The organism is Streptomyces sp. NPDC048001, assembly GCF_043203115.1.
GTDB lineage: Bacteria > Actinomycetota > Actinomycetes > Streptomycetales > Streptomycetaceae > Streptomyces > Streptomyces sanyensis.
Map to the genome: position 1 here is coordinate 112375 of NZ_JBIDBN010000015.1, position 18466 is coordinate 130840.

The 18466-nt window shown below is 74.7% G+C and carries 17 protein-coding genes, 1 tRNA gene and 1 riboswitch; of the genes, 11 read left to right on the forward strand and 7 right to left on the reverse strand.

What is annotated here, in order from left to right:
• Positions 1-43: 43 nt before the first annotated feature.
• Positions 44-427 (forward strand): hypothetical protein, encoded by a 384-nt coding sequence (locus tag ACGF15_RS25870; protein WP_345611139.1) that lies wholly within the window; start codon positions 44-46, stop codon positions 425-427.
• Positions 428-458: 31 nt separating this feature from the next.
• On the forward strand, positions 459-1061 hold the full coding sequence (gene rdgB / locus ACGF15_RS25875; RefSeq protein WP_392802317.1) for an RdgB/HAM1 family non-canonical purine NTP pyrophosphatase: 603 nt from the start codon (positions 459-461) through the stop codon (positions 1059-1061).
• 59 nt (positions 1062-1120) lie between these two features.
• On the opposite strand, the gene ACGF15_RS25880 is transcribed toward rdgB, so the two are convergent.
• The 4 genes from ACGF15_RS25880 to bcp all read right to left on the reverse strand — a co-directional run bounded on the left by ACGF15_RS25880 (position 1121) and on the right by bcp (position 3140).
• A tRNA-Leu gene (locus tag ACGF15_RS25880) sits at positions 1121-1193 on the reverse strand.
• A 21-nt stretch (positions 1194-1214) separates the two neighbouring features.
• A complete protein-coding gene (locus tag ACGF15_RS25885; RefSeq protein WP_392802320.1) occupies positions 1215-1916 on the reverse strand; it encodes an HNH endonuclease in 702 nt (233 codons plus the stop codon).
• A 1-nt stretch (position 1917) separates the two neighbouring features.
• The gene (locus ACGF15_RS25890) at positions 1918-2574 is read right to left on the reverse strand and encodes an HNH endonuclease signature motif containing protein (RefSeq protein WP_345611131.1); all 657 of its coding nucleotides are present in this window, start codon (positions 2572-2574) and stop codon (positions 1918-1920) included.
• A gap of 98 nt (positions 2575-2672) precedes the next feature.
• Complete coding sequence (gene bcp, locus ACGF15_RS25895) at positions 2673-3140, reverse strand: thioredoxin-dependent thiol peroxidase (protein ID WP_345611129.1); 468 nt, start codon at positions 3138-3140, stop codon at positions 2673-2675.
• Positions 3141-3281: 141 nt separating this feature from the next.
• Here bcp and ACGF15_RS25900 point away from each other — a divergent pair, with 141 nt between their 5' ends.
• The 3 genes from ACGF15_RS25900 to ACGF15_RS25910 all read left to right on the forward strand — a co-directional run bounded on the left by ACGF15_RS25900 (position 3282) and on the right by ACGF15_RS25910 (position 4534).
• The gene (locus ACGF15_RS25900; RefSeq protein WP_345611126.1) at positions 3282-3602 is read left to right on the forward strand and encodes a DUF3618 domain-containing protein; all 321 of its coding nucleotides are present in this window, start codon (positions 3282-3284) and stop codon (positions 3600-3602) included.
• Between the two features lie 43 nt (positions 3603-3645).
• Positions 3646-4002, forward strand: coding sequence for a co-chaperone GroES (locus ACGF15_RS25905; protein ID WP_256523293.1), 357 nt, complete (start codon positions 3646-3648; stop codon positions 4000-4002).
• Between the two features lie 107 nt (positions 4003-4109).
• A riboswitch (guanidine-III (ykkC-III) riboswitch) is annotated at positions 4110-4177 on the forward strand.
• 36 nt (positions 4178-4213) lie between these two features.
• Positions 4214-4534 (forward strand): multidrug efflux SMR transporter, encoded by a 321-nt coding sequence (locus ACGF15_RS25910; RefSeq protein WP_345611121.1) that lies wholly within the window; start codon positions 4214-4216, stop codon positions 4532-4534.
• Here ACGF15_RS25910 and ACGF15_RS25915 read toward each other — a convergent pair.
• Positions 4528-6879 carry a transglycosylase domain-containing protein gene (locus ACGF15_RS25915; RefSeq protein WP_392802326.1) on the reverse strand — a complete coding sequence of 784 codons (2352 nt, stop codon included), beginning with the start codon at positions 6877-6879 and terminating at the stop codon, positions 4528-4530. The two genes, ACGF15_RS25910 and ACGF15_RS25915, sit on opposite strands and share 7 nt — an antisense overlap.
• A gap of 190 nt (positions 6880-7069) precedes the next feature.
• Between ACGF15_RS25915 and ACGF15_RS25920 the strand changes: the two genes are divergently transcribed.
• From ACGF15_RS25920 to ACGF15_RS25935, 4 genes are read left to right on the forward strand one after another with little or no spacing between them, the layout of a single operon-like run.
• Positions 7070-7870 (forward strand): ABC-2 family transporter protein, encoded by an 801-nt coding sequence (locus ACGF15_RS25920; RefSeq protein ID WP_345611473.1) that lies wholly within the window; start codon positions 7070-7072, stop codon positions 7868-7870.
• Between the two features lie 25 nt (positions 7871-7895).
• Positions 7896-8732: an ABC transporter permease gene (locus ACGF15_RS25925; protein WP_345611471.1), complete on the forward strand. Its 837-nt coding sequence runs from the start codon at positions 7896-7898 to the stop codon at positions 8730-8732.
• Positions 8733-8757: 25 nt separating this feature from the next.
• Positions 8758-9717, forward strand: coding sequence for an ATP-binding cassette domain-containing protein (locus ACGF15_RS25930; RefSeq protein ID WP_362615290.1), 960 nt, complete (start codon positions 8758-8760; stop codon positions 9715-9717).
• Between the two features lie 13 nt (positions 9718-9730).
• Positions 9731-10432 carry a DUF1707 domain-containing protein gene (locus ACGF15_RS25935; protein WP_345611112.1) on the forward strand — a complete coding sequence of 234 codons (702 nt, stop codon included), beginning with the start codon at positions 9731-9733 and terminating at the stop codon, positions 10430-10432.
• A 45-nt stretch (positions 10433-10477) separates the two neighbouring features.
• Here the strand turns inward: ACGF15_RS25935 and ACGF15_RS25940 are convergent, their stop codons facing one another.
• A complete protein-coding gene (locus ACGF15_RS25940) occupies positions 10478-11734 on the reverse strand; it encodes a GDSL-type esterase/lipase family protein (RefSeq protein WP_392802331.1) in 1257 nt (418 codons plus the stop codon).
• A 112-nt stretch (positions 11735-11846) separates the two neighbouring features.
• On the opposite strand from ACGF15_RS25940, the gene ACGF15_RS25945 reads away from it, so the two are divergent.
• Complete coding sequence (locus ACGF15_RS25945; RefSeq protein WP_392802334.1) at positions 11847-13433, forward strand: DUF445 domain-containing protein; 1587 nt, start codon at positions 11847-11849, stop codon at positions 13431-13433.
• A 63-nt stretch (positions 13434-13496) separates the two neighbouring features.
• Here the strand turns inward: ACGF15_RS25945 and ACGF15_RS25950 are convergent, their stop codons facing one another.
• On the reverse strand, positions 13497-14687 hold the full coding sequence (locus ACGF15_RS25950; protein WP_392802337.1) for an isoafricanol synthase: 1191 nt from the start codon (positions 14685-14687) through the stop codon (positions 13497-13499).
• 705 nt (positions 14688-15392) lie between these two features.
• Here ACGF15_RS25950 and ACGF15_RS25955 point away from each other — a divergent pair.
• Complete coding sequence (locus ACGF15_RS25955; RefSeq protein ID WP_392802340.1) at positions 15393-18392, forward strand: ATP-binding protein; 3000 nt, start codon at positions 15393-15395, stop codon at positions 18390-18392.
• Positions 18393-18466: the final 74 nt, after the last annotated feature.

Here is an 18466-nt window from a genome sequence, read left to right on the forward strand (position 1 = left end):
ACGGAACCACCGTGCGCCCGTCCGCACACCAGGAGGACGACCCATGCCCGCCCGCCGCCGCACCGCAGCCGTCATCACCGCAGCCGCCCTGCTCATACCCGCGGCCGTCGGATGCAGCGCGATCGACAAGGCCCTCGACTGCGTCGCCACCGCCGACGCCATCGCCACCAGCGTCGACAACCTCCAGCAAGCCGTCTCCACCGCCTCCGACGACCCCACCCAGGCCAAGGAGTCCCTCGACCAGATCGACCGCGAACTCGCCGACCTCGGCGACACCACCGACAACGCCGACCTCGGCAAGGCCGTCGACGACCTCGCCGCCGGAGTCGACAACGTCCGCGCCTCCATCGAAGCCGGCGACCCCACCCCCGACCTCACCCCCGTCACCGACGCCGCCACCGAGATCGGCAAGGTCTGCACGCCGTAGGTACGGTCCGCACCCCGTAGATACTGGGGGCATGACGCGCCTGATCCTCGCCACCCGCAACACCGGGAAGATCACCGAACTCAAGGCCATCCTCGCCGACGCGGGCCTCACCCACGACCTCGTCGGCGTGGACGCCTTCCCCGACATCCCCGACGTCAAGGAGACCGGCGTCACCTTCGCCGAGAACGCCCTCCTCAAGGCCCACGCCCTCGCCCGGGCCACCGGACTGCCCGCGGTCGCCGACGACTCCGGCCTCTGCGTCGACGTCCTCGGCGGCGCCCCCGGCATCTTCTCCGCCCGCTGGGCCGGACGCCACGGCGACGACCGCGCCAACCTCGACCTGCTCCTCGCCCAGCTCCTCGACATCGACACCCCCCACCGCGGCGCCCACTTCGCCTGCGCCGCAGCCCTCGCCCTCCCGGACGGCACCCAGCGCGTCGCCGAGGGACGCCTCACCGGCACCCTCCGCCGCTCCCCGCACGGCACCAACGGCTTCGGCTACGACCCCGTCCTCCAGCCGGAGGGCGAGAGCCGCACCTGCGCCGAGCTGAGCCCCGAGGAGAAGAACGCCATCAGCCACCGCGGCAAGGCCTTCCGCGCCCTGGTACCGGCGGTGCGGGAACTGCTGGGCTGAGGGGGGGACGGCAAAGGGCCGGTCCGCACGTCGTGCACGGACCGGCCCCTCGTCTGCGGTACGCCCGGTCGGATTCGAACCGACAGACACGACCACCTAAAGATCGCCGCTCAGCCGTTGGCGTACGGGCGCCTGCGTTGCCGCGCTGCCACTCTACTGGGCGGGAGCCTCGCCGGGCAGGGTGGGACCGCTTGGGCGGCGCCGACCTCCACGGCACCAGGTGCTCGTGACGGCGTGGCAGTTGGGGCACAGCAGCCGGAGATTCTCCCTGCGGTCGTCGTGCGGATCGCCGTTGACGTGGTCGATCTCCAGGGTGAGGCGGCTGCCGTGCCACAGCTCGCCCGTGCCGCACTCTTCGCACACCGGAGGGACCCCGCTCGCCCGGAGCGCCCGGCGCAGGACCGCGGTCCGTGTGCGGCGCGGACCGCAGTGCAGCACGAGGACCTCCTCGGGCGGCCGCGTTCGGCCCGGTCGGCCCGGTCGGCCCTTTCCATGGCCCTGGCCGAGGAAGTGCGAGGTGTCGATCCCGGCCCGTGACACGGCTTCCCGGAACCGGGCGCGCGTCCTGCTGTTGTCGGGGTGCCCCAGCAGCCGCAGCACGTGGGCCACGGAGAGCGCCCCCGTCACGGCCTCCCGCAGCCGCTCCGGATCCGGCAGGCCGGGCGGGCCCCCGGACCCGCTGAACCGGTCGGCGAAGTGCGAGACATCGATACCGAAGTGGGCGAAGCGGCCTCGAAGGTAGCGACGCAGCTTCCCGTAGGGCCTCGTCCCGAGGAGGGCGATCGCCTCGTCGAGATCGGCACAGGCCGCGGCGGCCGCCGAGAGAGCCTCCCGTGTGTACTTCGCGGGCGGCATCTCAGCGCTCCCCGCCGATCCCGGGCCGACCGCCACGGGACCGCCGCCGGTAGGCGTCGGTGGTCGAGTGGCAGTTCGGGCACAGCAGGCGCAGGTTGTGCGGGCTGTTGTTCCGCCAGTCGCCGTCCCGGTGGTCGACCTCCAGCGGCAGGGGGCGGCCACGCCAGAGCGGGTCCGTCCCGCAGAGGTCGCAGCGCTGCGGGACGCCGAGACGGGACAGGGCCCGCCGCAGGCGCTCCCCGGGAACGCGGCGGGTCAGCCCCGGCGAACGGACGAGAACGGCCGCCGGGTCCTGCCGACCGCCCCCGCCCCTGCGCCGGACGGGACCCGTGAAGTGGCTCGTGTCGATGCCGAGGGCGCGCACCCGGCGGCCGAGGTGGGTGTGGTGCCCTCCGAGTACGTCGAGACCGAGCCGCCGGAGCACCTCGGACATGTTCGCGGACGAGGCCACGGCGGATTCCAGCACCTCGCGCGTCCAGCGGGTGCCCTCACGCGTGAAGTGCTCCGTGGGCACGCCCAGGCGCCGCATCCGCTCGCGCAGGTAGCGACGGGCCGGGCCCTTCGGGTCCACTCCCAGTGAGGCCAGGGCCTCACTCAGCGTCCGCGCTCCTGCCGCCGCCTCGGACAGCCGCTCCCTGGTGTAGGGACTCCGCTTCATCGCCCCTCCCCTCCCGCCCACGTGTTCGCTACCCGTACGGAGCAACGAGCCGGGGCGGGGGAGGTCACGCCGGGGCCGGGGCGGCCCGGTGGCAGGGGTCAGACGCCCAGGTCCTTGATGATCTTCGCGACATGCCCGGTGGCCTTGACGTTGTACAGGGCGCGCTCGACCCGGCCCTCCTCGTCGACGACGACGGTGGAGCGGATCACGCCGGTGACCGTCTTGCCGTAGAGCTTCTTCTCGCCGAAGGCCCCGTAGGCGGTCAGGACCTCCTTGGAGGGGTCGCCGACCAGGGTGACCCTGAGGTTCTCCTTCTCGCGGAAGGCGGCCAGCTTCTCCGGCTTGTCGGGGGAGACGCCGATGACGTCGTAGCCCGCGGCCGCGAGGAGGTCGAGGTTGTCGGTGAAGTCGCACGCCTGCTTGGTGCAGCCCGGGGTGAGCGCCGCCGGGTAGAAGTAGACGATCACCTTGCGGCCCTTGCGGTCGGCGAGGGAGACCTCGTTCCCGTCCGCGTCGGGCAGGGTGAAGGCGGGGGCGGTGTCGCCGGGCTGGAGGCGCTCGCTCATGGTTCTCCTCGGAGGACGTGCGGGTGTACGCCGTCGAGCGTAATGGGGGTGCCGTGGGGTGCGGGACGGGGACAGCTGACAGACTGTCGATGAAGGACCAGTCGATAGAGGACCACCGGACACGACCACGGAGGCGGCGCGGTGTCGGATACCAGGACCCCTGCGCAGATCGAGGCGGACATCGTCCGCCGGCGCGAGCAGCTCGCCGAGATGCTCGACGAGATCGGTGTGCGCGTGCACCCCAGGACGGTGATCGGCGACGCGAAGGCGAAGGTCGCGTCGACCGTGGACGAGACGGCCGGGCGTGCCTTCGTGGCGGTGAACCGGACGCTCTCGGGCGTGAAGGAGAGGTTCGTCGGGGAGGACGGTGCCCCCCGGCTGGAGCGGGTGGTGCCGGTGGCGATGGTGGCCGTGGGCCTGGTGGGGCTGCTGGCGGTGTCGGCGCGACGGCGCCGCGGGTGACCCTGCGGCGCGCCGTGCGGCTCCGGGCGGGTAATTTTGTCGCGTGAGCGCCAACAGCCATGAGCAGACGACCCACCATGACAAGCTGCCGATCCGGATGCTGCACGACCGGGTGCTGGTGCGGACCGACATCCCCGAGGGGGAGCGGCGGTCCAGCGGCGGCATCGTGATCCCGGCGACGGCGGCGGTCGGCCGGCGGCTGGGCTGGGCCGAGGTGGTGGCGGTCGGGCAGAACGTGCGCACGGTGGAGGTGGGTGACCGGGTGCTGTACGACCCCGAGGACCGGGCGGAGGTCGAGGTGCGCGGTGTGGCGTACGTGCTGATGCGCGAGCGGGATCTGCACGCGGTGGCGGCGGACCGCTTCCAGGGGTCGGAGGACTCGACGGGGCTGTACCTGTAGGGCGTGCCCGAGGGGTGCCTGCGTGGCGGGTGCCCCGGGAGGGGTGCGCGGGCGGGTCGTGGTGCGGCCCCGGGGCCGGTGGCGGAGGTCACCGGCCCTTTTCGTGTGCGGTTTGCTAGGTTGGCGGGATCCCGACGAGACGCGCCGTACCGGGTTTCCGCAAAGACGACGCACCCGTGTCCGTTCCGCGTTTTCGGAGGTGTCGTCCGTCATGGCCTGGGTGCTGCTGGTCGTCGCCGGTCTGCTCGAGGTGGGCTGGTCGGTCGGGATGAAGTTCACCGAGGGGTTCACCCGTCTGTGGCCGAGTGTGTTCACGGCCGCGGGGATCGTCGCGAGCATGGTGCTGCTGTCGCATGCGGCGCGTTCGCTGCCGATCGGTACGGCGTACGGGGTGTGGGTGGGGATCGGGGCCGCGGGTGCGGCGGTGGTCGGGATGGTGGTGCTGGGTGAGCCGGTGACGGCGGCCAGGATCTTCTTCGTGTGTCTGCTGCTGGTGGCGGTGGTCGGTCTGAAGGCGACCTCGGGTCACTGAGGTCCGGTGGGTGCCGGGTGCGGCGGGGCCTGGGGTGCCTGTGCGGGCCAGGTCGGGGCCGGTGGTGCGGGCGGGGCCGGGTGCGCGGGGTGCTCGGGGGCCGGGGGTGCCGCGGTCGCGGGCAGGGGCCGTGGGGCGCCTCCGGCCGGCGCGGCCGGGTCGGTGCCGTCGGTGCGGGGGGCGTCCTCGCCGGGTGTGTCGCCGTACGGTGCGTCGCCGTCCGGTGTGTCCGGGGCGTCCGGTGTGTGCGGTGCGTCTGGCGTGTTCGGTGTGCCGTCGGGTGCGGTGTCCTGTTCGGCGGGGGGCTGCTCGGGGCGCGGTTCCTCGGTGACGGTGAGGTCGAAGGCGAGGGGGCTGCTGTCCTGGAGGGCGGCGGCGGTGTAGGTGGCCCAGATCTCGGCGGGCGGGCCTCCTCCGTTGATGCGTGCGGCGCCGAGGGCGCCGTAGAGGGGTGTCTGGGCGCCGGTCTCGGGGTCCTGGCCGAGGAGGGCGACGACGGTGACGAGGTCGGGGGTGTAGCCGGCGAACCAGGCGGCGCGGTCCTCCTCGGCGGTGCCGGTCTTGCCTGCGGCGGGGCGGCCGACGGTCCCGGCCGCGGCGCCGGTGCCGCCGTCGACGACGTTGCGCAGGACGGCGGTGGTGGTGTCGGCGGCCTCGCGGGAGACGGCGCGGCGGGGGCGGCGTTCGGGGAGGGCGATGCCGGTGCCGTTGCGGCTGATGTCGAGGACGAGGGCCGGGGGGAGGTGGCGGCCGTGGGCGGCGAGGGTGGCGTAGGCGCCGGCCATGTCGAGGACGCTGGCGGTGGCGGGGCCGAGGGCGATGGAGGGGGAGGCGGTCAGGTCGGGGGTGGCCGGGGGGAGTCCGAGGGCGACGGCGGTGCTGCGGACGTCGGCGGGGCCGACGTCGACGGCCATCTGCGCGTAGACGGCGTTGACGGACTCGTCGGTGGCGCGGCCGACGGTGACGGGGCCGTAGGAGACGTCGTCCTCGTTCTCGGGTGCGTAGGGGGTGCCGGGCCAGCCGTGTACGGGGCGGGCGGAGGTGCCGTCGTAGACGGTGTTGGGGGTGATGGGCCGTCCGTCCTGGGTGGTGGCGGAGTTCTCGACGGCGGAGGCGAAGACGAAGGGTTTGAAGGTGGAGCCGACCTGGTAGTCGCGGCGGGTGGCGTTGTTGACGAACTGCTCGGTGTAGTCGATGCCGCCGTACATGGCGAGGACCTCGCCGGTGGCGGGGTCGAGCGAGGCTCCGCCGACGCGGACGGTGCGGTCGGCCTCGCGGGTGTCGTCGAGGCGGTGGGTGACGTGCTCGTCGACGGCTTCGGTGAGGGCGTCCTGGAGGCGGGGGTCGAGGGTGGTGGTGATGCGGTAGCCGCCCTGGGCGAGTTGCCGGGGTTCGAGGACGCCGGTGCGGGAGAGGTGCTCGGTCACCGCCTCGACGAGGTAGCCGCGTTGGCCGGAGAGTCCGGGGGAGCGTTCGGCGGTGCGGGGGGCGGGGAAGCGCATGGCCCGGCGTGCGGCGGGGGTGAGCCACTGCTCGTCGACCATGCCGTCGAGGACGTAGTTCCAGCGGGCGAGGGCGGCGGGGCGGTTGTGGGGGTGGGTGGCGACGTCGTACTGGCTGGGGGCGTTGAGGAGCGAGGCGAGGTAGGCGCCTTCGGCGGTGTCGAGGTCGGCGGCGTCCTTGGCGTAGTAGGCGTGGGCGGCGGCCTGGATGCCGTAGGCGCCCCGTCCGAAGTAGCTGGTGTTGAGGTAGCCCTCCAGGATCTCGTCCTTGCTGTGCTCGCGGCCGAGTTTGACGGCGATGAAGAACTCCCTGACCTTGCGGGAGAGGGTCTGCTCCTGGGCGAGGTAGTAGTTCTTGACGTACTGCTGGGTGATGGTGGAGCCGGACTGGCGGCCCTTTCCGGTGACGGTGTTCCAGGCGGCGCGGAGCATGGCCTGGGGGTCGACGCTGGGTGCGGAGTGGAAGTCGCGGTCCTCGGCGGCGAGGACGGCCCGCTGGACGCCGGTGGGGACGTCGGAGAGGTGGATGTTCTCGCGGTTGACCTCTCCGTCGCGGGCGAGGCGGGTGCCGTCGCGGTAGAGGTAGACGTTGGTCTGGGCGGTGGCGGTGGCGTTGGCGGCGGGGATGTCGATGAGGAGGTAGCCGGCCAGGAAGGCGCCGGTGAGGAGGGCCGCGGTGGCCAGTGCGGTGCCGAGGACGGTGCGCCAGGTGGGGACGGCGCGGCGCCAGCCGGTGCGCCTGCGGCGGGGGGTGCGCCTGCGCTTCCCGTCGGGAGCGGGCGGGACGGGGCCGGGTGCGGTCGCGTCCCGGGGCGGCCAGCTCTGCTGCGACTCGTCGCTCATGTGCACATAGTGCCCTTTTGTCTGTCATATCCCTTGGATCCGGACGCAGGTGGACGGAAAAGGGGTCGCGTCCCGGGGGCGGCTGCACTAGCGTCTCCCGGTCGGTTTCGGGCGGGCCGTTCCCGGAAGCCCGGTCGGGGCCCGGCGGGCGGGCGTGCGCGGACGGGGTGCGGCGGAGGGCGGCAGGGTGGTGCGGCTGTATGCGCGGGTCGCCGCGGGCGGGTTCCGGCGCTATGCGACCTACCGGGTGGCGACGGCGGCCGGGGTGTTCACCAACACGGTGTTCGGTTTCGTCATGGCGTACGCCTATATCGCCCTGTGGGAGCAGCGGCCGCAGCTCGGAGGGTACGACCTCTCCCAGGCGGTGACCTTCGTGTGGCTGGGGCAGACGCTGCTGATGGCCTGCGCCCTGATGGGCGGCGGTGTCGAGGACGAGCTGATCGAGCGCATCCGCACGGGGGACATCGCGGTCGACCTCTACCGTCCGGCGGATCTGCAGTTGTGGTGGCTGGCGTGCGATCTGGGGCGGGCCGCGTTCCATCTGCTGGGCCGGGGCCTGGTGCCGCTGCTGGTCGGGGCCCTGGCCTTCGATCTGGCGCTGCCGTCCTCCTGGTGGACGTGGCCGGCGTTCCTGCTGTCGGTGGTGCTGGGCGTGGTGGTGGGCTTCGCCGTCCGCTTCCTGGTGGCGCTGTCGGCGTTCTGGCTGCTGGACGGGGCGGGGGTGGCGCAGATGTGCTGGCTGGCGGGGTTGTTCTTCTCGGGGATGCTGCTTCCGCTGAACGTGTTCCCCGGGGTGCTGGGGGAGGTGGCGCGGGTGCTGCCGTGGTCGTCGCTGCTGCAGGTGCCGGCGGACGTGCTGCTGGGGGAGCGCACGGGGTGGGAGCTGGCCGGGGCGTACGCCTTCCAGGCGGGGTGGGCGGTGGTGCTGCTGGGTGCGGGGCGGCTGGTGCAGGCGGCGGCGACGCGGCGGGTGGTGGTGCAGGGTGGCTGAGGGGGCGCGGGAGGGCGGTCCCCCGGTGCGCGGCCGCGTGCCGCTGCGCGGGGTGCGGGCGGCGGAGGGGGTGCGGGCGTACGGGCTGATCGTCGCGATGTGGGTCCGTTCGACGATGGCCTACCGGCTGTCGTTCGCGATGACGGCGTTCGGCAACCTCGCGGCGACGGCGTTCGACTTCGTGGCGATCCTGCTGATGTTCTCCCATGTCGAGGCCCTGGGCGGCTGGTCGCTGCCGGAGGTGGCGTTCCTGTACGGCACGACGAGCACCGCCTTCGGGCTGGCGGACCTGGTGCTGGGGTCGGTGGACCGGCTGGGCCGGCGGGTGCGGGACGGGACGCTGGACGTGCTGCTGGTGCGTCCGGTGCCGGTGCTCGCGCAGGTGGCGGCGGACCGCTTCGCGCTGCGCCGCCTGGGGCGGGTGGTGCAGGGGCTGCTGGTCCTGGGGTACGCGCTGGCGACCGTGGAGGTGCAGTGGACGCCGGCGAGGGTCGCTGCCGTACCGCTGATGGTGCTGTGCGGCGGGGCCCTGTTCGCTGCGGTGTTCGTGGCCGGGGCGGCGTTCCAGTTCCTCGCGCAGGACGCGGCCGAGGTGCAGAACGCGTTCACCTACGGAGGGAACACGCTGCTGCAGTACCCGCCGTCGATCTTCGCGAAGGACCTGGTGCGCGGGGTGACGTTCGTGGTGCCGCTCGCCTTCGTCAACTGGGTGCCGGCGATGTACGTGCTGGGCAGGCAGAGCCCGATCGGGCTGCCCGCCTGGTGCGCGCTGCTGCCCCCGTTCGTCGCGGCGGCGGCCCTGGCGGCCGCCGCGCTGGCCTGGCGGGCCGGGTTGCGCGCGTACCGCAGTACGGGCAGCTGAGCCGGGACGAGGGAAGGGTGTGCGGATGGACGACGTCATCGAGGTGGACGCGGTCGAGAAGGTGTTCGACGTGCGCCGCAGGGCGGGGCGGTTGCGGCGGGAGCGGCACCGGGTCAGGGCGGTGGACGGGGTCAGCTTCACGGTGCGGAGCGGGGAGGTGGTGGGCTATATCGGCCCGAACGGGGCGGGGAAGTCGACCACGGTGAAGATGCTCACCGGCATCCTGACGCCCAGCGCCGGGCGGGTGCGGGTCGCCGGTATCGACCCCTCGCGGGAGCGCACCCGGCTCGCGCGGCGCATCGGGGTGGTGTTCGGGCAGCGCTCGACGCTGTGGTGGGACCTTCCGCTGCGCGACTCCTACCGGCTGATCCACCGTCTGTACCGGGTGCCCGACACGGTGTTCCGGGCGAACCTGGAGCGCTGTGTGGAGCTGCTGGACCTGGCGCCGCTGCTGGAGGTGCCGGTGCGCCAGTTGTCGCTGGGGCAGCGGATGCGGGGGGAGATCGCCGCCGCGCTGCTGCACGATCCGGAGGTGCTGTACCTGGACGAGCCGACGATCGGGCTCGACGTGGTGTCGAAGGCGAGGGTGCGCGGCTTCCTGCGGGATCTGAACGAGGAGCGTGGCACGACCGTGCTGCTGACCACCCACGACCTGACGGACATCGAGCAGCTGTGCGGGCGGGTGGTGGTCATCGACCACGGCCGGGTCGTCTACGACGGGGCGCTCGGGGGCCTGCACGCGGCGGGGGAGAGCGAGCGGATGCTCGTGGTGGACCTGGAGCGGGAGTTCGCGCCGGTCGGGCTCGCGGGGGTGCGGGTGGTGCGGGTGGAGGGGCCGCGCCAGTGGCTGGCCTTCCCCGCCGCGCGGTCGGCGGCCCCGCTGGTCGCGGAGCTGGCGAGGCGGTATCCGCTGGTGGACCTGTCGGTGCGGGAGCCGGACATCGAGGCGGTGATCGCGAGGATGTACGCGGGCCGTTCGGCGTGACTAGGCTGGCGGTATGACGAGCGAACTCCCCGAGATGCGTGCGTCCGACTCCGAGCGGGAGCGGGTGGCGGAGCGGTTGCGTGACGCGGTCGCCGAGGGGCGCCTGGACATGGACGAGTTCGAGCAGCGCCTGGACGCCGTGTACCGGGCGCGTACGCACGGTGAGCTGGCGCCGCTGGTGCGGGACCTCCCGGCTCCCGGTGGCGCGGCCTCCCCGGCTCCCTACGACGCGGCGCAGCCGGTGCGTTCGGGGTGGCGGGAGCGGATCGGGCTTCCGCCGACGTCGAAGGGGGCGTTCGCGTTCTGGGGCGGCTTCAGCCGCCGGGGCACCTGGACCATCGGCCGCGGGTTCAACGCGGTGACGGTGATGGGCGGCGGGGAGCTCGATCTGCGGGAGGCCCGCTTCGAGGCCCGGGAGACGGTCATCACCTGTGTCGCGGTGATGGGCGGGGTCGCGGTGGTCGTGCCGCCCGATCTCAACGTGGAGGTGACCGGCATCGGTCTGATGGGCGGCTTCGCGGAGGAGGGGCGCACGGACCGGGCGCCCGACCCGGAGGCCCCGCGGGTCGTGGTCCGGGGGGTCGCGCTGATGGGCGGGGTGTCCGTGGAGCGCAAGCCGACCCGGGCCGAGAAGCAGCGCCTGAAGGCGGAGCGGGCCGAACAGGCGCGGCGGGAGAAGCTGGAGAAGCGCGAGGGGCGCAAGGAACTCGGCTGAGGTGCGGGCGGCCGTCCCTGAGGGCGGCCTTCGCCGGGGCCCGGGTCACAAGGCCGCCGGGTCGACCGCCTCGCTCATCCGCGCGCAGCCCGCGTCGCCGGGGTGCAGGTGGTCGCCGCCGTCGTAGGCGGCCGCCAGTCGCTCCGGGTCATCGGGGTCGCGCAGTGCGCGGTCGAAGTCGGCCACCGCGTCGAAGATGTCTCCCCGGCGTACCGCCTCGTTGATCTCCGTCCGGGCCGCCCGGACCGCGGCCGAGCAGTCCCGGTGCCCCCCGCAGGGGGCGAGGGTGGCGCCGACCACGCGCAGCCCGCGTGCACGGGCGCGGTCGGCGAGCCGCCGGTAGCCGGCGACGACCTCCGCCGCCGGTGGCGCCTCGGGCGAGCGCAGCAGGTCGTTGATGCCGACCGCCACGATCACCGTCCGCACCCCGGAGCGGCCGAGGACGTCGCGGTCGAGCCGGTCGAGCGCGCCGGGCCCGCGGTCCTCGGTGAGGAGCCGGTTCCCGCTGATGCCCGCGTTCAGCACGGAGTACCGGCCGCCCAGCCGGTCGGAGAGGTGGTCCGGCCAGCGGGCGTTGGCGCCATGGGTGGAGGCCGAGCCGTCCGTGAGGGAGTCGCCGACGGCGACGACCGCGCCGCGGGCCTCCGAGGTCAGCACGTCGACGGCGGTCACGTGGTGCCAGGACGGCGTCCGGAAGGTGAAGGCGCTCCCGGAGGTCTCGCGGGTCCGGTCGCCCTCGGCGACGTAGGAGGTCTGGAGCGCCCGGGGATGGGTGGTGGCGCCGGCGTCGGCGGCCGGCGTGTGGATGCTGACCATCAGGTCGCCGTCGTGCGGGACGCCCAGCGCGACGGGGTCGCTGACCAGCAGTTCTCCGGGGGCTATGGTCGCGGTGTGCCGCCCGGCGAAGGGGACCCGGCGCAGGGTGCCGAGGGCGGCCCCGGCGCCGCCGCCGGGGGCTCGCACGGCGAGGGTGACGGAGGAGACGTCCAGCGGTGCGGTGCCGAACAGGTTGGAGAGGGTGATACGGGCGGCGGTGCCGCCGATGCTGGTGTGGAGGACGTTGCGCACGGTGCGTCCGCCGGGTCCGGCCGGGGAGCCGACCGGGCCGTCGGGGGCGGCCGCGGCGACGGGGCTCGCGGTCCAGGTGCCGACCCATGCCGCAGCGGCCTCGGGGGGCGTGCGCGGGGCCGGGTCCCGCCGCAGGGTGTCGGCGCCGAGGTGGACACCGGTGCCGATGAGGGCCGCGGCGGCGAGGAGCGCGGCGAGGCGCGCCGTGCCCGGAAGACCTTGTCGCTTCTCCATGCACACATCATCCGGCACGTCCCGGGAACTCGGCGTGGCGCCCGGGAGTCCTCCAGGGAGGGACAATGCGTACGGGACCCCACGGGTACGTACGCGCGGACGGGTGGAGCGCATGGAACGCACAGGACGGGACGATCCCGGCGGCGACGGTTCCGGGGAGGCGCCCGGGGCGGGCGGGCCGCCGGGGGCGCACACATGGGCCGTGGGCCCCTCCGGCGCCGTGGCGCCCCCGCCCGGACCGGAGGGGTCCGGCACCGCAGTGGCCCGGGTCTCCGGCCGCGGTTCCCCGGGTCCGGCGGAGGGGGCACGGGAGTCCGGGGCCGGGGCCGGGGCGCGGGACGCGCCGCCTCCGCGGGCCGCGGAGGCGGCCGCTCCCGCGGCGGTCGCCGCCGCCCCCGCGGAGGACCCGGCCGGGCCCCGGCCGCGGACCCTGCCCGGCTTCGCCTACACCGCCGCCGACGAGGAGAAGCGCCGCGGCGTGCGCCGAATGAAGGCCACGGCCACCGGGCTGCTGCTGTTCGTGGCCCTGGTCTTCGCCCTCGCCACCTGGGCCCGGAACGCGGGGGCCGGCCCCTGGGCCGGGTACGTCGCCGCCGCGGCCGAGGCGGGCATGGTCGGCGCCCTCGCCGACTGGTTCGCCGTCACGGCGCTCTTCCGCCGTCCCCTGGGGCTGCCCATCCCGCACACCGCGATCATCCCGAGCAAGAAGGACCAGCTCGGTGCGTCGCTGGGCTCCTTCGTCGGGGAGAACTTCCTCTCCGAGGACGTCGTGCGCACCCGCCTCGGCGCCCTCGGCATCGGCTCCCGCCTCGGCGGCTGGCTCTCCGAGCCCGCCCATGCGGACCGGGTCACCGCCGAGCTGGCCACCGCCCTGCGCGGGGCGCTCACCGTGCTGCGGGACTCCGACGTCCAGGCCGTGGTCGGCGAGGCCGTCACCCGGCGGGCCGAGGCCGTCGAGATCGCCCCCGGCGTGGGCCGGACCCTGCAGAAGGTCGTCGCCGACGGGGCGCACCACCGCGCGGTGGACCTGGTCTGCGCCCGGGCCCACGACTGGCTGGTGCTGCACGCGGACTCCGTCATGGGGGCCGTCGAGGGCGGCGCCCCGGGCTGGACGCCCCGGTTCGTCGACCGCAAGGTCGGCGAGCGGGTCTACCGGGAGCTGCTCCGCTTCGTCACCGAGATGCGGGACATGCCCGGCCACCCCGCCAGGGGAGCCATCGACCGCTTCCTCGCCGACTTCGCCTCCGACCTCCAGTCCGACACGAGGACGCGGGAGCGCGTCGAGCGCCTGAAGTCCGAGCTGCTCGCGCGCTCCGAGGTGCAGGACGTCATCGCGTCGGCCTGGTCCGCGGTGCGGACCATGGTCATCTCGGCGGCGGAGGACGACCGCAGCGAGCTGCGCCTGCGCGCCCGGGCCTCGCTGCTGTCGCTGGGCGCGCGGCTGGCCACCGACACCCGGCTGCAGGCGAAGGTCGACGGCTGGCTGGAGGACGCGGCGGTGTACGTGGTGACCACCTACCGCTCCGAGATCACCTCGCTGATCTCGGAGACGGTGGCCGGGTGGGACGCCGAGCACACCTCGCGCAAGATCGAGGCGCACATCGGCCGGGACCTCCAGTTCATCCGGATCAACGGCACGGTCGTCGGAGCGCTGGCCGGGCTGGCGATCTACACCGTGGCGCACGCCCTGGGCGGCTGACCGGCCCCGCCGCCGCTGCCGCTGCCGCGGAGCGGGCCACCGGGCCGGTGGCCCGCTCCGGGCTCAGCCCCCGTCGCGCCGGGCCGCGCCCGCCCGCCCCCCGGCGGTCGCCGCGTCCCCGTCCGCCGCCGGGCCGTCGCGCTCCGCGACCAGGTGCGCCCAGGGCCGCTGCCGCCCCCCGCTCACCGCCGCCACGCCCTGCTCGTCGTAGCGGGAGGTCGCCAGCGACCAGGCCAGGTTGCCCGCCATCAGGTGCCCCATGCCCTCGACGTAGTGCTCCACATGCCCCCTGAGCTCGGCCGGGGCACCGGCCGCGGCCAGTGTCCCGGGGAGGGCGGCGGCCAGCTCCGCGAAGCGCGCGCAGCAGGTGTTGGCGCGCCGGGCGATCCGCTCCACCGCCTCGTCCAGGGTGCAGCCGAGCTCCTCGCGCAGGATCACGACGCTGTTGTTCACGTCGCCCGCGGCGAGCTCCTTGCCCAGGGAGACGATGTCGTTGACGAATATCACCACGTCGGAGGTGATCCGCCGCATCTCCCGCAGGGGCGAGCCGCCGTGGAGGGCGTCGGGCAGGGCGTAGCCTCCGCACCGCTCGGTGAAGTCCAGGCACGGCTGGACCCCGATGGAGTGCCGCCGGACCTCCAGGAACCGGTCGAGCCCCGGCAGCACCGTCGCACTGCGGTTGAGCGCCTCGTCCCGGTGGGCCGCCATGTAGGCGAGCCAGTGGCCCCGGAACCTCCGGCGCCATGCGGCCGGTGCCCCGGTGGTGGAGCGCAGCCAGATGTCCCTGAAGCCGCGCACCAGGGACGGTTCGGTGTCCTCCCGGCCGGGCTCCGGGCGCGGGCGGGGCAGCGGGCCCGCGGGGTCCATCGTCCGGCCGAGCAGGTCCACCAGGCGTTCGACGGCCCGCGGGCGCAGCCCCAGGCTGCCGTCGAACTGGTCGTCGAAGATGAAGAACCAGGCGTTGAAGTCCGCCGCCAGTTCCAGGTCGGTGGCCTTGGCGTCGGGATAGAAGTAGGCCATCAGCCGCTCCAGGCGGAGGGCATCGTACTCGGCGGTGGCCGCGTCGCCGTCCAGCATGCCGGTCTCCAGCAGCCAGACGAGGGTGTGGCGGCGGGCACGCTCCGCGTGCGGGCTCAGCCGCGCGGGGAAGGGGATCCTGACGGCCGCCGTCCGGCGCGTCGGGTCCGTCAGGGCCTTGCGGGTGCCGCGGGTGCCTCCGGAGCCCCCGATACCGGCGGTGCTTTCGGTGTCCATCGCGTTCGCCATCGCTCCCCCAGACTTCTCGCGCCGCTCCACCGGGCGGTGGTGCGGTCCGCCGCGTCCGCCGCCGTCCCCCCGGTGATCCCGGGCGGGACGCGCCTCCGGTGGGAGGGCCCCACCGGTCCGCCCGTGCCAGGGGCGGGACTCGGCCTCATGGAGGCTAGGCGTCCCGTCGCCGGTAGGGGAGCATGCGGGGCGGGCCAAGTGGTGTGAAGCACCGCCGGATCGGGCTCGCGCGCCCGGTGGCGAGGGCTTCTGTGACGGGTGAGGCACCAGGGGATTCCGAGGCATCGTCATCCGGGCGCGGGCACCGGGCGCGCACGACCCGTGCGCCCGCCCCGTTGCTACCAGATCCCCATGGCTCCCGTGGCCGGAACAGGTACACGGGGTCACGCAACGTCCTGGTGGCCGTACGCTACGCAGGGGGCACATGTGCCCGCGCCACGTGGTACGCGCCCGGCGCGCACGAGTGCGCCCCACCCTGCCCGACCACCCTGCCCGACCGACCCGACCCGACCGCCGTCCGGCCCACCGCCCCGCACCGACCGCACGACCACCGGCGAACCCCCGACCACCGCAACGCAAGGCCCCCGCCCCGCTCCACCACCGCACCCGCCGGCCGGCCGGATCCACCGCCGGGGCACCCGGACGCCCGACCTCGCATGACCCCATGGACACCTCACGGTCAAAGGAACAGATGTGGCCCACACGGGAGACCGGCCGGGGCGCTCGCGGCGCCTGCTGCTGGAACGTGACACCGAACTCGCGGCAGTGGATGCGCTGTTGACCGAACTCGGCGCGCCAGGCGCCGGGTCGCCCGGGCGCGGCAACGGCGGACTGCTGGCCTTCGCCGGGCCGGCCGGACTCGGCAAGACGACCCTCCTCAACGAAGTGCGCCGCAGGGCCGTGGCGCGCGGCTGCACGGTCCTGCTCGCCCGCGGCGGCGAGCAGGAGCAGGGCGTGGCCTTCCACGTGGTCCGCCAGCTCGTCCAGCCGCTGCTCGCCGCGTCCAGCGAGCGCGAGCACCGCGAACTCCTCGGCAGCTGGTACGACATCGTCGCCCCGGCCATGGGCCTGGTGGCGGGCGGGAACGGCAGCCCCGACCCGCAGGGCGTCCGCGACGGGCTGGACTGGATCGCCACCCGGTTCGCCGTGCAGCACGCGCCCCTGGTGGTCGTCCTCGACGACGCCCACTGGGCGGACGCGGAGTCGCTGGCCTGGCTCACCGGGTTCGCGCCCCGGATCGGCGAGCTCCCGATGCTCCTGGTCGTCGCCTACCGCAGCGACGAACTGCCCGCCGACGCGGCCGCGTTCGCCGGCCTGGCCGAGCGGAACGGCTCGCACCCCCACGAACTCGTCCCGCTGACCCCCGGCGCGGTCGGGCGCCTGGTCCGCGACTCCCTGGGGGAGGAGGCCGACGACGGCTTCTGCCGCGAGACCTGGGCGGTCACCGGCGGCAACCCCTTCGAGACCGTCGAGCTCACCGCCAAGGTCGCCGACCGCGGGCTCAAGCCGCAGTCCGCCCACGTCCCCGAGCTGCGCGAGTTGGCCTCCGCCGTCAAGGGCAGCGGACTGGTGGACCGGCTGGAGCGCCTCGGCACCTCGGCCGTGCGCTTCGCCTGGAGTGCGGCCGTGCTGGGCGCCGGGGCCACCCGCAGCCTGGCCGCGAGCGTCGGCGGCCTGGGCGAGGCGGAGTCGGCGGACGCCGTCGCCGCGCTGCGCGAGGCCCGCATCCTGGCGGATGCGCCCACCGACGCGGACGGCGTGCCCGAGGACGCTCCGGACGGGCGGCTGGAGTTCTTCCACCCGCTGGTGGCGACGGCCGTCTACCGGGCCATACCCGCGGCGTTCCGCGTCGCCATGCACGGCCAGGCCGCGGCCGTCGTCTCGGGGGCGGGTCTCGGCGTGACCACGGTGGCCCGGCACCTGCTGGAGATGCATCCGGAGAGCGACCCGTGGGCGGTGCGGCAGCTGCGCGAGGCCGCACGCGAGTACCTCAGGTCCGGTGCCCCGGAGGCCGCCCGCCGCTGCCTGACCCGGGCGCTGCGCGAACCTCCCGCACTGGAGGAGCGGGCCGACGTCCTGTTCGAACTGGGCTGCTCCGCACTGCTGACCGAACCGGCGACCACCGTGAACCATCTGCGGGCCGCGCTGGAGGAGCCGGTGCTCGCCCCGTCGCTGCGCGAGGCCGTCGTCTACCGGCTGGCCCAGGCGCTCGGCCACTCGGACCGGATGGCGGAGGCGGCCGAGACGGTCGCCGCGGCGGCCCGCGACGCCACGGACGCCCGGACCCGGCTGCACATGCAGGCGGAGCAGTTCATGTGGAACGCCTTCCGCGCCGACGAGCCCGACTCCCGGTCCCGCTCGCGCCGGCTGGCCAGGCTCGCCGAGCACCTCACGGGCCGCGGACTGGCCGAGCGGTACATCCTGGGCCTGCGCGCCTGGGACGCGATGGTCCGCGGCGAGAGCGCGGCCACCGCCCTGCACTACGCGGAGGAGGCACTGGGCGAGGGACTCAGCTGGACCGACGAGCAGTGGGGCTTCGAGGTGCCGATCCTCGTCGCGCTCACCTTCATGTACTGCGACCGGCCCGGACGCGCCGAGGAACTGTTCACCAAGGGCATCGAGGAGTGCGAGACCAAGGGCTGGCGAGGCGCCCACCTGTCCTTCGGCTTCACCCTGCTCGGCTACATCCGCTACCGGCGCGGCCGCCTCGACGAGGCCGAGACCCTGGTCCGGGCGGGGCTGAGGATCGCCGACCGGGTCGGCCACATGGTGCCCGCCCAGTACTTCGCCATCGGCATCCTCGTCGAGGTCCTGCTGGCCCGCGGCCGGACCCAGGAAGCCCACCAGGTGGCCTCCGCCTACCACTACGGCGACGTGGTGCCGAGCGCCGTAGTCTACCCGGACGCCGAGACCGTGCACGCCGAACTGCTGCTCGCCCTGGGCAGGCGGCGGGACGCGGAGCAGCAGCTGGCCCGCGTGGGCCTGCGGCTGGAGCCGCGCGGCATGCGCAACCCCGCCTGGTGTCCCTGGCGGCTGCACCTGGCCCGCGCCACCGACGACCCGGATCGGGCCCTCGCCCTGGCCTCCGAAGCAGTGGACCTGGCCCGCCGGTTCGGCACCCAGTCGGCGATCGGGCAGGCGCTGCACGCCATGGCCGCGGTGACCGAGGGGGCCGGACGGATCGAGCTGCTGGCCGACGCCGTCGCGCACCTGGAGCGCTCGCCCGCGGGCTACGACCTCGCCTGCGCCCTGGTGGACCACGGCGTCGCGCTGCGCGCAGCCGGGCTGCGGGACCGGGCGGGCGAGCAGCTCCACCGCGGACTGGAGGGCGCGGTGGAATGCGGTGCGGACGCGCTGGCGGCCAGGGCCCGCCAGGAGCTGGACGAGGCCGGGCTGTGGCCGCTGCAACTGCGCACGGCGGCATCGGAGTCGCTCACCGCCCAGGAGCGGACCGTCGCGGAGTGGGCGGCGCTCGGCTGGTCCGACGAGCGGATGGCCGAGGCGCTCGGGGCCGAGCCCGCCATGGTGACCCGGCTGCTGTCGGACATCTTCCGCAAGGTGGGGTCCGACCGGGCCGGGCTGCCCCGGCTGTTCGGACCGCGGGCGGACGAGCGGCCGGTGCCGGACGCCCCGGCGGCGGAGGGCGGGCCGTCCGCGTACCGGGCCTGCCGGGAGCAGCAGCCGGGCGCGTGACCGTCCCTGCCCGACGGTCACGCGCCCAGCCTCTTGGGGGAGGTGCCCTTGAGTACGGACCGCGGGGCCCCGGT

Coding starts and splice junctions, on each gene's coding strand:
- ACGF15_RS25915 (WP_392802326.1), bottom strand. CDS start 6,879: ATGAGCGACGAGTCGCAGCAGAGCTGGCCGCCCCGGGACGCGACCGCA.
- ACGF15_RS25935 (WP_345611112.1), top strand. CDS start 9,731: ATGACGAGCGAACTCCCCGAGATGCGTGCGTCCGACTCCGAGCGGGAG.
- ACGF15_RS25870 (WP_345611139.1), top strand. CDS start 44: ATGCCCGCCCGCCGCCGCACCGCAGCCGTCATCACCGCAGCCGCCCTG.
- ACGF15_RS25890 (WP_345611131.1), bottom strand. CDS start 2,574: ATGAAGCGGAGTCCCTACACCAGGGAGCGGCTGTCCGAGGCGGCGGCA.
- ACGF15_RS25910 (WP_345611121.1), top strand. CDS start 4,214: ATGGCCTGGGTGCTGCTGGTCGTCGCCGGTCTGCTCGAGGTGGGCTGG.
- ACGF15_RS25945 (WP_392802334.1), top strand. CDS start 11,847: ATGGAACGCACAGGACGGGACGATCCCGGCGGCGACGGTTCCGGGGAG.
- ACGF15_RS25930 (WP_362615290.1), top strand. CDS start 8,758: ATGGACGACGTCATCGAGGTGGACGCGGTCGAGAAGGTGTTCGACGTG.
- bcp (WP_345611129.1), bottom strand. CDS start 3,140: ATGAGCGAGCGCCTCCAGCCCGGCGACACCGCCCCCGCCTTCACCCTG.
- rdgB (WP_392802317.1), top strand. CDS start 459: ATGACGCGCCTGATCCTCGCCACCCGCAACACCGGGAAGATCACCGAA.
- ACGF15_RS25940 (WP_392802331.1), bottom strand. CDS start 11,734: ATGGAGAAGCGACAAGGTCTTCCGGGCACGGCGCGCCTCGCCGCGCTC.
- ACGF15_RS25950 (WP_392802337.1), bottom strand. CDS start 14,687: ATGGACACCGAAAGCACCGCCGGTATCGGGGGCTCCGGAGGCACCCGC.
- ACGF15_RS25885 (WP_392802320.1), bottom strand. CDS start 1,916: ATGCCGCCCGCGAAGTACACACGGGAGGCTCTCTCGGCGGCCGCCGCG.